Genomic DNA, 12343 nt, shown 5'->3' with positions numbered 1-12343 from the left:
AATATGCTGCTTGCGCGCCAGATGTTCCTTAGCTCTGTACCGATGTCCAGAGCACCTGTCCCTGAATCGCGAGTTGTGAGTCCGTCAGCGGGATCGTATACCAGCACGCTGCCCGTTCCAGTGTCCGTCGCAATCGTGTGTCGGATCGGCAAGTCGTAGCTCGGCCTAGTCCCGGATTTTTGCCTTCCCGTCGCAGGCAGGCCCATGATCATTGCTAGCTCAAATTTCATGATGCCGTCATGTAGAAGCTATGCGCCGGACCACCACGGTTAGGGTGAAACAGAGAGCTACCGAGAACACGACCATGGTAGCCGCGTACGCTGGAATGCTCATGGATCCCCAGAGGGATACCGCAAAGGCAAGCAGTGTCAGATTGAGCAGGGCATGCATGCCGAAGGTCTTGGCAGGACGCCACCGCCGAAAGGAATAGAAAGCCACCGATAGTGCAATGTGAATCGGCAGAGACGGCGAGAACCCGATTAGGCTCAACAGCGTCGCGAAATCTAGTTTGAAGATCATCTGAGACATCAAGGCCTTCGAACCGATCTCTAGCAAGCCAATTAGCCCGCCAATGCAGGCCGCCGTCTTCAAGTCTGCTTCCCAGACGAACTTCCGGGCGGACATGTAGCGGGCCGTCTCCTCAATGGCCGGCTGGAGCGCGACCATGACGAACCATGTGTTAGGCGGCACGAAGCTTCCGGCCATAAGGCCCCCAGCCAGGGATAGCGCGGCCATGCTCACGCCAGTGCCCACGATAAGCGTTTTGTTCGTCACACCGATCCGCTCCAGATCAAGCTTATCACCCAGCCGATCAGTGAGAGTATCTATAAAACCATCCTCACACCCAACGGATTCAGGGGGCAAAATCTCTCCGTACCAGCCGCACAGACTTCTGTTTGACTACCGATCCACCGTTGCATCAGAGACGCGAGGGTTGAACGCGGGCGCTGCCGCCTCGACAGCCTCTTGGCCAGCCCGTATATCGTCGAGAAGCACATGCGCGTACCGGGTTGTCGTTTCGATCCGAGAATGGCCGAGTAGCCTCTGTGCCCCTTTGAGATTTCCTGTCGTGCGAACGTAGCGGGTCCCTGCCGTGTGGCGGGTGTCATGCCGTCGGAAGCCCTCCGCAATGCCAGCTTCGCGGACATGGCGTCGCCAGTGCGTCTTGAAGCTGCTATCCGTGATCGGCAGGCGCTCCCCTTTGAGACACCCTTTCCGACCTCGCTTGGCCGGATAGGTGAAGACATGAGTGGGATGATGCCCAGCGCATTCATCGAGGATCACGAGCTGCGCTTTCGTCAGTGGGATCGTGTACCAGTTTGGCTGCCCGTTCCGGGACTTGTTTCGGATGCGGGCCACGCGGTTCACACGGTCAACCTGTGACCAAGTTAGCAGCGCGCCACTTGACCGGACGCCGGTCGCGATCATGAATCGGAACAGGCGGCCGTAGTCCGGTCCGAGCGCCTCCAGGATCCGCACCTGCTCGTCGGGCGCCGCCTCGCGGATCCGCTCCTGCGGCTCGGAGAGCAGCAGGTCGCCCCACCGGGGGTACACAACAGGATAGAGCCAGACGTCCCTGGCGCGGCGGAAGAGCTTGCGGAGCGGCTCGATGGCATAGCGGTTGACGGTCGCGTTCTGCACCCGGTCACATCGGATCTCGACCAGCGCCTTCTTTGGGTCACGCCGGACCCGGATGGTGCGGCGGTGGGCCACCATCTGGGCGATGCGCTCGGAGGTGATGTCCGTGAGCAGTGTCGCCTCCCCGAAGTGGTCGACCAGCCACTCGAGCGCCCACCATGTCGTCTTGGGGGTGCCGTGGAACTGGCCGACCTCGGTCCAGTAGCGCGCCACGACATGGCCCATGGTCGGCGGCTCCTTGCCGCCCCAAGCGGCCCGGCGCGCCTTCTCGGCAACAAGTCTTGCCTTTGCCTCGTCCTTCAGTCGCCGCTCGACGGCTTGGGCGGAGCGGCGTTCAGTCTCGCCCGTAGCGCAGCGAAATCGCTGACCTTGGATCCTGAAGTCGGTCCAGTAGACCGGGGAGTCGGGACGCTTGTAGAGGGACATTCCTGACGACGCTCCGCATTGAGAAATTCGAGCAGATCCATGAGGAGAAACCTCCGCTGAACGCGGGCTTGCCCATGCCCCCAGCGGATGTACTTGACCCTGCCGGCTTTCACCGCCGCCCGCAGGAGCTTCTCGTCCATTTCCAGCGCTGCCGCCGCTTCCTTGAGAGTCAGGACGGTTCGTCCCTGAAAGGCATGGGCGAGCCGATCGGGAACCGCCCGTGAGGCAAGGTTCTCAGCCATGCTGCGAACTCGCATCCCACGGCGAACGGGGGTTCCGGCAGAGGCTTTCCTGCTCCTTCTCCGGGTTCTGTCCGAGACACCCGACACCTTCCCGCTTAATCGGCACACAGGGACTGGTCAGCACTGAATAAAAGTCCCCATCATGATACCGTGCCACTTGATCCTTGAGAGCCCGCCGTTCGGCGGGCCTTTCTGGACTAGGGAGCTCCACCATGTTCGGTTACTCCTTGATGCCCCTGCGGGTGCTCTTCATGCCGAAGCTTCTACTGCATGCGGCGCCCTCATCAGGGGGCGACCGGCCTCATGAGCGACTCAGCGCCAGCAGCGTGTGACGCACAAGCTCGAGACCAGCGATGGTGATAAGCTTGAGAAGGCGGAACGCGTCGGCCTGACCAAGTCGGTTGAGGATCAGCGCAGCCTCGTCCGCCGCCGTTACGGTCCCCTCCCAAGCACTTGGATCAGTCTGCACCGAAGCATTGCGTCCGCTTCCGAAAGCTTGGTGAATACAACTTGGTTCTGCAGGTGCGGCTTCGGGACCGACGGCTTCTGGCGACATGTCCTCACTGGCCGAATCCGACACGATGTCGTTTCTCAGCCCCCCTGGTCCTGCGGCTCGGGCGCGCCTTCAAACAGAACGGTCTGCTTTGCGGCCCGTAACATATCCGGCAAGCGAGCAGGATCCACTCGCTGGCCGGAGCGAAGAGAGGCGATCACCTCGTCGCGAAACCGGGCTGGCGTCGAGCGGGATGCCAAGAGGTAGAGTGCCGTCAGTGGCAGGCTCGCGGCGATTTCTAAATCGTCCGCGAAAGCCCGCGCCACCGACATGTATCGTTCCGCCGTCCTGGCGTCCCACATAAACTCCGCTGCCAGCCAGCGCCCGAAACGCCCGCGTCCTAGCAGGCCCTTGACGGCCAGCAACTCCTGTCCGATTGCGATTGCCGCCGCACTCTCCTGCTTGTGAAACGTCTTGATCAGTGCGCTGCGGGCCCGCACGTTTGCCGCATCGTCAGCAGCGAGCTCATCGTAGGGAAACCCGCTTGCCCCAAGGCATCCGAATAGATGATCCTGGCAAGCGATTTCACCATCAGCAGGCACGGGTAACGGTGATAGAACACCGTCGCGCATGGTTCGTCCTCCAAGCGATAACCTTGTAAACAGAGACATAGCGGCGTGTTATAAGTCCCGTAACGGCAAAAATGGCCTCCCTGAATGGCGCCATATCTGCCAGAGATCACAGCTTCTCATCTTGTCATCCGAAGATTAGACTACCGGATTCCGGTCATGATCTTGCCCTCTCCGGTGATGCCGGAGAACTCGGATGGAACGGGGTGCAAACTGTGCGGCACAATTCTTTACCCCTGATGGAGGTCCGGGAGCCTGATCCGGACTGGCCAGGCAACCTCGACACCGCGTTCGTTGTTCGATGGACGGATGCTGGCTGGCTGGAGCTGGAACGCCGCGGGCTGCGACCTGATATGCGCCGCCGGATGGACATCGATGCCTCGCGTTTTCTGCTCGACCTTGAATATCGGGAGCGGCAAATGGAAACCGGTGAGCTTCGCGAGACGTGGCTCGCATCAGAGAGGCTCGTCCAACAAGCTCTGGCAAAAATCGCGGTGATTGTTGAAGCACATGCCGTGGTCGGCGCTGATCAAGATGAAGCCTACGCGGTTCTGACTGCGCTGCGATCGGCGGAAAGGATATTCGAAGCTGGATATAAGCCGCCCAAGGAGAACCGCAGGACTCGTGATGTCTTCCTCGGTTTTGTGCTGCGAATCGATGTGATTACCCGTCAGTGCCGCATGCCTCTCGTCCGCTCGAATCCATCCATCGAACTCGTCGAATTTATCCTCAAAGCGATAGCGCCGTTTGCCGAGACGTATTTCGCAACACTCACCGAACTGGGTGAGAAGCGTGCCAAGGAACTAGCCAGCGAGATACGCCAAGTAAGCGCAGCGCAGCTTGTCAGGCGTGTAAGCGAGCTGTCACGACCGGGCTGACGCCACACATCAGAACTCCTTAGCTGCGAATTGCCTGCCATACGTCATCGTGTTTGGCATGAGCCAAAAGCCATGGAGACCAATCTCCCCGATTCGGAACGAAAAATCGATGTTTGTGCGCGTCGGTATCCGACGAACGGAACAACACCGCTACGAGCTGCACCGGCAAAAATCGGCCTGACATTCCGATGCAAAGATACCGATGACGGTCAGTGTGGCAGCTGTCAAATGGTTGTGGGCGCAGGGTTTGATGCAGACCAGAAACTTCCTCCTGCGCGCTGCGCAACCAAGTCCACTCCAGCCTTGAAAGGAACATACGATGGACAAGAAGCGGAACATTAAAATTTTTGCCGGGCAAACCCATCATGCCCAAGCATTTCTTGGAGAGCCTTTTACAGCCCTCGGGAGAATGTCATTCCAGAGCGGCTCCTCAAGAGGCTTTTAGGCACCAAGCCGATCATCAGACATCTCTACGCATTTCCGCATTAGCAGCAGGAGTTTTGGATATCAGATGTGCGGTCTGTCGGCATCTCCCTCAAGATCAATCGCCCTGTCCTAGCTCCTGGAAAGGAACTTTATATGCTTGTCGCACCAGAAATCCTCAAGGACGTTTCTGTAAAAGCAAATCTCGCCCATTGCAATCCAGCCCGCGAGTGGATCGATAAGGTCCAAAACGCGTCTCGTTCAGAGGAGCGTTACGATCGAGCCCAAGCAACAGAGTACATCAAGCGGAAGGTCAGGTTCGATTGGCCATCAGATATGCTGGAGATACTTGCGAGGTCCGGTCGTGGGCCGCACTACGAGGAGGACTACATGTCCGGAGACCTGTGGTATCGGCTCAGGGATATAGACGGCTGGCTCCAATATTATTTTCCAGATTTTTTGCCGGCCGACGAGCCTCGCTTTAGGATCGCTGAGTTCCGCTCCCTTAGTCCTGTGCGATGGCTCTACGCAACCGATGTTCGCTACTTCCCGACCACTCTCTCCGAACACCTTGAATGGTGGTGTTGCGATGTAGTTGAGGTTTCAACAGCACTCGGGGCGGCGATGTGTGCTGGGAGTGATGTCGACTCCGCTATCCTGGAGCTAAATTCAAACTTTGATGCGACGATAGTCGTTTGCGAAATACTCAAGCAGCGCAAAATTCCAGCGATCGTCATCGTCAGAGGTGTCAATGATGTCCCGTCAGCAATCTCGGACTCTGCGTATGTGCTTCGGGAAGCCTGCTGCATGGAACAGATAGAAAGAGCGATCATTCAGCACATTGGGTGGCCCGTTATGAGCAGAATGCGAATGTCGGGAGTTCTCGACAATTAGTAATTCTCGTTGTCTCTCTACGCTTGGTACTGCGGCCGGGACGATCTTTCGTCCCGTGCCGGGCTCCAGATGCGCAGCGTTCGAGAACTGCCCGAAAGCCTGACATCTCGTGGCCAGAATTGGCTATCGGTCCCAGTCTATTGGGTCAAACGCTTATTCTTCAAAGAGTCCTGAGCGGAATCAGACAGGTCCACCGATGCTACAAGCACCATTCTCCTGCCGGCCTTGGGGCGACCGCATAATTCATCCAATCGAGTTAGTTTACGGTACCGCCGCTTACTCACAGAGCAGCGAAGTCATAAACTCCGCTACCACTCAAACCGAAATCAAGACACAGCGCTCATGAGCAAATCAAAGCACCTCAATAAAACCGAGCCTGCCATCAGAAAGTTTCTCACGAAGAAAGACGACATGGTGAACGAATTATGTGATCATCTAATCGAAGTTGTACCACTCTTGGCGGAAGTTAATAACTATGACAAAAAACTTGCATCATTTCAGCGTGATTTGACCTATCTTTCAGAGGCCGCAGAAAATAATGCAGAATCTGCTCTTTGCTTCAATATATGCTTGTATCTGAATTTTTCGGTGATGAGTGACGAAAGACCGTTCGAAGGAGAGTTTGACCTTAATGATCTGTTGCTCAAAAGGATCAGAAATCTGTCGGAATGCCATGAGCGTTCCATCCACATAGGCGCTCATGATGGTGACGAAAAAACTGGTAGCGCAGGCCACAGAACGAAACATTGAGCCCGCAATCGCCGGACCGAGAACATTTTCTTGAGTTCGATCGTCAGATTCGGAGCGTCCGGCCCACATTCGTTTGCTAAATAGCAGTATGAGGCGAGCAACCGTCTCTCATGATGGACATAGAAACCGGTGAAACTCCGGGGCTTGTGGCGGCTCTAATCAGTCCACCGTCTCGTCGGCCTGCACAGAGAGGCCGGGGTGCCTGGTCTCTTTTGTGATGAGAAGGTCCCATTGGACCAAGACGCTGGCGATCATGACCAGCACGTCGCCTCCGAGTCACCGGATCGGCCGGGGGCGACCGCCGCCGTTTCGGCCTAATCCGCCGAGCGAACTCGCACAGAAGAAGGGCAACACGAACGGCCTGTCCTACCCTAGGGGTGTGCGGATCCGGAGCTATCCGACGGGACGACCGTCAGGTGTGCAGTTCTCCCCGTGAGGGCGAACTGCACCCTCCGAACGCCCGTCAGGTATCAGGCAAGACTCTCCTCACTCGGAACCGCGAAGCGTCGGCCGAGCGAAGCGAGGCCGACCGATGATCACAAGAAATCGGTTCGCTGCTGATGCCGTACGCAATGCGAGCGCTGATCCTGAATACTTGCTGCGTGTCGCTTCGCTCCACGCAGGCTCGCTCCGCTCGCATGCTAACCGATGTCGTCAGGTTGCCGGCACTTTTGGTCCTCGGCCGACAGTTGCCATTACCAGATGGCATGCGTTGTTCCGACCAACAATGACCACGCTCAGACATGCCCATTGGTTTCGTCAACAATCTCGATGAACCCCTGCTTCAAGGCTTCCACGATGTCCCAGTAAGCCTTTGATCCGGTGAGTTTCATTCCTTGCTGGCTCGCGAACTCAATCGCTTCGACAAGGCTCGGCTCCCGGTCCAGGAACTCGAAGATCCGATAACGTGGACCACCGATGTAACTGTTTCGGCGGGCCATTGCGAAGGTACAGCTCTCCGGCCGCAGCTTGCGAATTCTGGCTCGAGGGGCTCGGTACTCGATCCATTTGATCTGCCCCGGGGTGCACTCGCCTCTCAGTGTCGGGTGAAGTGGCATGCCTGTGTCGTCTGGGGCTTCGTCTACCAACGACCCTCCGACAGGAGTTGAAGATGAATGCCGTGGACGCCGATCTCTTTTGATCCGCGGTGCGATGGCGGCGGCAGACGATCCCAAGCAACGGTCAATGATGTGCCCCACGCGCGACCCGGGTGTCAGCGACACGCCCCGGACCGCTCTTGAGATGAAGAGGCTGCCGTCCACGATATCCTCGCGGCCGGGCCGGAAGCCCCAGGCCTCGACCCCGCGGAGGACAAGCAGCGCGAGCTCATTGCGCCTCGCGCGCGGCACCAGCTCGCGGTGCACGAACCACTTCGTTTGCTGAACGGTAGGAAGCTCCAGGAATCGGCTGGACAGCTCGCCAAAGGAGGACTTGTCGACGCTCGGATATGCGAGAAGCCTCAGGTTGCAGATCTGGTCGAAGGCGACATCGGCGTACGCACCATGTGCCCGGCGCAGCCATCGTACGGCCGACGGTGGAGCCTCGCTGAGGAAGCGATCGCGACTGATCTTCTCCAGCATCATGTCGTAGCAGAAGTCGCGCCACCCGGACCCAAGCGTGCCGTCGTCATCCGAAGCATGTCCCGGATTCAGGGTCAGGTAGAAGACCTTCGCTCTCGACGGGCTCCCGAACCAGGGCTCAGGCGCTCTGTCCAGCCGCAGCCGGTGAAAGGCGCTGGTCAGGAGTGGGTCATCATCAGGGTGGTACGAGAGTCGCCCCACGGCGACCCTCCTCCAGAGGTCAAGAAGAGGACACACGAACGGCATCTTCGAATCCCTTGTGACGGAAGAGCTACAGCCTGTGAATGTGACCGCGCTTGCTCGCCCTCGGGATCATGGAGCTGTCCTCGTCACTGATCACAGCGTGCACCTTGCATCCTATGAACGTCAGTCAGGATTCAGTCAGGGTTCCTCACTATATCAACGAAGTGCCGGCCAAAGGAAGCGAGGCTGATCGAAAGTGAGGAGCGAGGAGCAACCCGGGTGCAGCTAACGTCGCCCGTGATGCGGATACCAAGCTTGCATCGTCGCTGCGTATCGTTCCGCTCGAAACCCGTCTGTCCACCACAGAATCTCCCAGCCAGGATCCCGTACCAAGTTCATGCTTGATACCGGATATGGACGCATCTGAACTACCAATACCGGTACATAGGGCGAGTGAAATGGATATCGTCGAGAAGGCCAAGCGGTCTGCAATGATGGCCCGCATCCGCAGCAAGGATACCCAACCGGAACTGAGGGTGCGGCGCATCGCTCACGCCATGGGCTACCGGTACCGCCTGCACCGGCGGGATCTGCCAGGATCTCCTGATCTGGTGTTCCCGCGACTGCGCAAGGTAATTTTAATACATGGATGTTACTGGCATCGGCATCCTGGGTGCCGTTTTGCCTATCAGCCCAAAAGCAACACGGCTTTCTGGGACGAGAAGTTCCGGAGAAATCAGGAGCGTGATCGGAGAGTCCTTTCGGAGCTCAGGGCTCTGGGATGGGATCCACTCATAATTTGGGAGTGTGAAACCCGGAATCCTGAGACTCTGCGCACGCGAATCGCCGCCCATCTGGAGTATGCGGGAGATAATGAGCAGTAGGACCAGAATCCGGGCCGCAAAGTTGCGGCGCATCAGAGAGGGGCGAGCACCGCGGGTACTGGAGCTTTGCTCCGGATGCGGCGGACTATCGCTTGGCCTGTCGAGGGCGGGCTTCGAACTGGTGGCTCACATCGAGAATGACCCGCTCGCTGCAGCGAGCTACGCAATCAATTTCAGCCCCCCTCCGGGAGTATCTGCCCAAACATGGGCAATCGCACGTGATATGGTTTCACAGAATCCGCATGACCTCAGCCTTGAACTTGGCTTGGGACCTGCCGAAAAGGCGTTCGACGTGCTCGCTGCGGGCTTGCCATGCCAAGCTTTCGCGCGCATCGGCAGGTCGAAGCTGAGATCGATTGCCGGTGACGACGAAGCGTTCAAGAACGATCCCCGGGCGAAGCTCTACAAACGATTTCTCGAATATGTCGAGATCGTCCAGCCCATCGCCATAATCATCGAGAATGTCCCGGACATTCTCAATTTTGGTGGCCACAATGTGCCTGAGGAAATCTGTCAGACGCTGGAAGACCTCGGGTACTCGACGGGCTATACGCTGCTCAATGCTGCCTTTTACGGCGTTCCTCAGATGCGCGAGCGGCTTTTCCTCGTAGCTGTCGACCGGTCCCTTGGGATTCGGCCCAGCTTTCCTGTTCCGACCCACCGCGCCAATATGACCGCTGGCTACGAAGGCGTTCGCACTGTTGCTCTCAGGCATGTCTGCACGGTCAGCTCCCGCTTCGTCCCGATTCCGAAGGCTACGGGGGGACTGCCCGAACAAATCTCGGTTCGAAGCGCCTTGTCCGATCTGCCTTTTATCACTGAGCACTTCCGGAATCCCTTGGAAATGCGTCGGCGGAAAATAGCTGACCGGCTGCCATACCGGAGCTTTGCCGGTCTCACCCCATATGCGCAGCTGATGCGGAAATGGCCCGGCTTCCGATCGGACGGAGAGGTCTCTGGCAATGTGGTCAGAATGACACCGCGCGATTACCCGATCTTCCGCCGGATGGCCAAAGGGACCTCATACCCGGAGGCTTTGAAAGTGGCCGAGGAGCTGTTCGAAGCTCGTCTCACAGCCGAGCCTGTCCGTCCGAGAGCGGGCTCTTCCCGGTGGAAGGAGCTGAGAAAAGAGTGTGTCCCGCCCTACAATCCGGGAAAGTTCCCGAACAAGTGGTGGAAGCTTGATCCAGACCTGCCGTCCCGTACGCTGACTGCGCACATGGGGAAGGACACCTATTCCCATATCCACTGGGACTCGCGTCAGCAGCGTACGCTGTCTGTCCGTGAAGCTGCCCGACTGCAGTCATTCCCCGACGGGTTCCAGTTCGCAGGTGCCATGAATGCTGCTTTCCGACAGATCGGAAATGCAGTGCCGCCTCTGCTTGGACTCGCAGTGGCCAAGGAACTGAAGAGAGTTTTAACGAGCACAATGACTATTGAGCGATCAATAGCCAAGCAATCTAAAGAATATGCAGCCTGATGTCGGACATTCACCCTGTCATTGCCCTACCTTGCAGCTTCTGAACATGAGAATCATCTTTGGATTGTTTTAACTGTCTGTGACACGAACTCGATGATCTTGCTTTTGCCGTTCATTTCTCGACGAGGCGCCCCGAAGACTTGCTGCCAACTTGTTGCTCTCAAACTCCGTCCGGGCATTGCATCAGCATTCCGGCCCAGTGATGCTGCCCGAGTCACCTGCAACAAACAGGCTCATGATCTTTAGACTATCTTGTGAATTCAGGAGGCGATTCTTAGGATTTATGGGTCCGCCGATCCTGTGAACAATTCAGATTGCATGAACAACAGCTACGAGCTTGTCCCGCCTCCCGCCCACGCCATGATCGAGTCCCTGCGGGGAGTTGGATACTCCGTGGAGGCTGCGCTGGCGGACATCATCGACAACAGCCTTGCGGCCGATGCGAAAAATGTCCGGCTGCATTTTGAGTTTGCCGGCGCGGACTCCTGGATTTCGATCCTGGACGATGGCAGGGGCATGAACGAGCCGGAACTCAGGCGTGCAATGACCCTGGGAGGCCGGAGCCCCCTCGATACTCGCACAAGTTCGGATCTCGGACGTTTCGGGTTTGGACTGAAAACGGCCTCCTTCGCACAATGCCGGCGGCTCACCGTTGCGTCGAAAAAGGGGGGCAGCAGGGCGGTCCGAAGATGGGATCTCGATCTGATTGCCCGCCCGGACGTTAACGACTGGCGTCTCCTGTCCGAACCTGCTCCCGGGTCCGAAGACCGGCTCCTCGGCCTTGAGAATGAAGATTCGGGCACTCTGGTCCTCTGGGAGCGCATGGACCGGCTTACGGCCGGCATGCTGTCGGATGACCGTCGGTCGGAGGACGCCTTTCTGCTGATGATCGACAGGGTCGAACAGCATCTTGGTATGGTCTTCCATCGCTTTCTCGAAGGTTCGCATCCGGAACTGAAGATCTTCATCAATGGTACTGATGCGCGCAGCCGTGTCAGACCCTGGGACCCCTTCCTTGCATGGTCCCCGGCCACGTCCATCACCCCTGTCGAGAGAATCCCGACCGCGAACGGGCTCGTCGAGTTGCAGGGATACGTTCTGCCTCACAAGGACCAGCTTACGGAAGAGGAGTTTCGCGAGGGAGCAGGACGCGACGGGTGGACCTCCCAGCAGGGGTTCTATGTCTACAGGAATCGCCGATTGCTCGTTGCTGGTGGGTGGCTCGGTCTGGGCGAGCCGCGCCTCTGGACCCGCGAAGAGCCCTATAAACTGGCGCGCCTCAGCCTTGAATTTCCAAACACCGCCGACGAGGACTGGGAGATCGACATCAAGAAGTCGACTGCCAGACCGCCGCGGGTGCTGAAGGCGAGACTCACCGCGCTTGCAGAAACAGTCCGTTCCCAGGCACGTCAGGTATTCGCACACCGAGGAGCGTACGGGAAAAGGGCACCAACCGCAGACCTGCAGTCGGCGTGGACTGTTGATGAGGCTGGGTCTGGCACGCGGTACCGTATCAACAGAAGCCATCCTGCGATCCTGCTGGTCCTCGAAGCTGCGGGACGTGACCAAGCCGTGGTCGAACAGGCGCTTCGTCTGATCGAAGAAACCGTTCCGGTCCAGCGGATCTGGCTCGATACGGTCGAGAAGGGGGAGATCCGAAAGGAAGCATTCGCAGAAGCTCCACCGCCGGAGCTCGAGGGAATCGCCTGCAGCCTGTTCAAGCATCTGACAACCCGGGTCGGCCTTTCTCCCGAACTGGCGCGCCAGCAGCTCCTCTCAACTGACCCGTTCCAGAACTATCCGGACATCATCAATCGCCTTGTCCCCGAGGCCGCATAGGTAA

General features: G+C 58.1%; 11 protein-coding genes. 6 read left to right on the top strand and 5 right to left on the bottom strand.

The features are described 5' to 3' along the window. Positions 1 to 237: 237 nt before the first annotated feature. The 4 genes from OCW50_RS22445 to OCW50_RS22430 form a co-directional block, all read right to left on the bottom strand. Positions 238 to 774 carry a hypothetical protein gene (locus OCW50_RS22445; RefSeq protein ID WP_262299025.1) on the bottom strand — a complete coding sequence of 179 codons (537 nt, stop codon included), beginning with the start codon at positions 772 to 774 and terminating at the stop codon, positions 238 to 240. Positions 775 to 900: 126 nt separating this feature from the next. Next, positions 901 to 2064, bottom strand: coding sequence for a tyrosine-type recombinase/integrase (locus OCW50_RS22440; RefSeq protein WP_262299024.1), 1164 nt, complete (start codon positions 2062 to 2064; stop codon positions 901 to 903). Positions 2065 to 2607: 543 nt separating this feature from the next. Next, positions 2608 to 2886, bottom strand: a complete 279-nt coding sequence (locus OCW50_RS22435; RefSeq protein WP_262299023.1) for a hypothetical protein — start codon at positions 2884 to 2886, stop codon at positions 2608 to 2610. 11 nt (positions 2887 to 2897) lie between these two features. After that, on the bottom strand, positions 2898 to 3431 hold the full coding sequence (locus OCW50_RS22430; RefSeq protein WP_262299022.1) for a DUF3102 domain-containing protein: 534 nt from the start codon (positions 3429 to 3431) through the stop codon (positions 2898 to 2900). Positions 3432 to 3502: 71 nt separating this feature from the next. Between OCW50_RS22430 and OCW50_RS22425 the strand changes: the two genes are divergently transcribed. The 3 genes from OCW50_RS22425 to OCW50_RS22415 all read left to right on the top strand — a co-directional run bounded on the left by OCW50_RS22425 (position 3503) and on the right by OCW50_RS22415 (position 6373). Continuing rightward, on the top strand, positions 3503 to 4306 hold the full coding sequence (locus tag OCW50_RS22425; RefSeq protein WP_262299021.1) for a hypothetical protein: 804 nt from the start codon (positions 3503 to 3505) through the stop codon (positions 4304 to 4306). 579 nt (positions 4307 to 4885) lie between these two features. Continuing rightward, positions 4886 to 5623, top strand: a complete 738-nt coding sequence (locus OCW50_RS22420) for a hypothetical protein (protein WP_262299020.1) — start codon at positions 4886 to 4888, stop codon at positions 5621 to 5623. A 342-nt stretch (positions 5624 to 5965) separates the two neighbouring features. Further along, positions 5966 to 6373, top strand: a complete 408-nt coding sequence (locus tag OCW50_RS22415) for a hypothetical protein (RefSeq protein WP_262299019.1) — start codon at positions 5966 to 5968, stop codon at positions 6371 to 6373. 737 nt (positions 6374 to 7110) lie between these two features. On the opposite strand, the gene OCW50_RS22410 is transcribed toward OCW50_RS22415, so the two are convergent. After that, entirely contained in the window at positions 7111 to 8154 is a 1044-nt protein-coding gene (locus tag OCW50_RS22410; protein ID WP_262299018.1) for a hypothetical protein, read from the bottom strand. A 440-nt stretch (positions 8155 to 8594) separates the two neighbouring features. Here OCW50_RS22410 and OCW50_RS22405 point away from each other — a divergent pair, with 440 nt between their 5' ends. The 3 genes from OCW50_RS22405 (at position 8595) to OCW50_RS22395 (ending at position 12339) form a co-directional block, all read left to right on the top strand. Next, positions 8595 to 9020 carry a very short patch repair endonuclease gene (locus OCW50_RS22405; protein WP_262299017.1) on the top strand — a complete coding sequence of 142 codons (426 nt, stop codon included), beginning with the start codon at positions 8595 to 8597 and terminating at the stop codon, positions 9018 to 9020. A 22-nt stretch (positions 9021 to 9042) separates the two neighbouring features. Next, positions 9043 to 10500, top strand: coding sequence for a DNA cytosine methyltransferase (locus OCW50_RS22400; protein ID WP_262299016.1), 1458 nt, complete (start codon positions 9043 to 9045; stop codon positions 10498 to 10500). A gap of 318 nt (positions 10501 to 10818) precedes the next feature. Beyond that, on the top strand, positions 10819 to 12339 hold the full coding sequence (locus tag OCW50_RS22395; protein WP_262299015.1) for an ATP-binding protein: 1521 nt from the start codon (positions 10819 to 10821) through the stop codon (positions 12337 to 12339). Positions 12340 to 12343 lie beyond the last annotated feature (4 nt).

Source organism: Microvirga sesbaniae (genome assembly GCF_025460805.1).
Classification (GTDB): Bacteria; Pseudomonadota; Alphaproteobacteria; order Rhizobiales; family Beijerinckiaceae; genus Microvirga; species Microvirga sesbaniae.
The sequence above is the reverse complement of the archived record's forward strand: the minus strand, read 5'-3'. Positions and strand labels throughout refer to the sequence as shown.

Excerpts from the sequence above, each read along its gene's own strand:
- OCW50_RS22405 (WP_262299017.1), top strand. The coding sequence starts at position 8,595 with ATGGATATCGTCGAGAAGGCCAAGCGGTCTGCAATGATGGCCCGCATC.
- OCW50_RS22395 (WP_262299015.1), top strand. The coding sequence starts at position 10,819 with ATGAACAACAGCTACGAGCTTGTCCCGCCTCCCGCCCACGCCATGATC.
- OCW50_RS22420 (WP_262299020.1), top strand. The coding sequence starts at position 4,886 with ATGCTTGTCGCACCAGAAATCCTCAAGGACGTTTCTGTAAAAGCAAAT.
- OCW50_RS22425 (WP_262299021.1), top strand. The coding sequence starts at position 3,503 with ATGGCCTCCCTGAATGGCGCCATATCTGCCAGAGATCACAGCTTCTCA.
- OCW50_RS22415 (WP_262299019.1), top strand. The coding sequence starts at position 5,966 with ATGAGCAAATCAAAGCACCTCAATAAAACCGAGCCTGCCATCAGAAAG.
- OCW50_RS22430 (WP_262299022.1), bottom strand. The coding sequence starts at position 3,431 with ATGCGCGACGGTGTTCTATCACCGTTACCCGTGCCTGCTGATGGTGAA.
- OCW50_RS22440 (WP_262299024.1), bottom strand. The coding sequence starts at position 2,064 with ATGTCCCTCTACAAGCGTCCCGACTCCCCGGTCTACTGGACCGACTTC.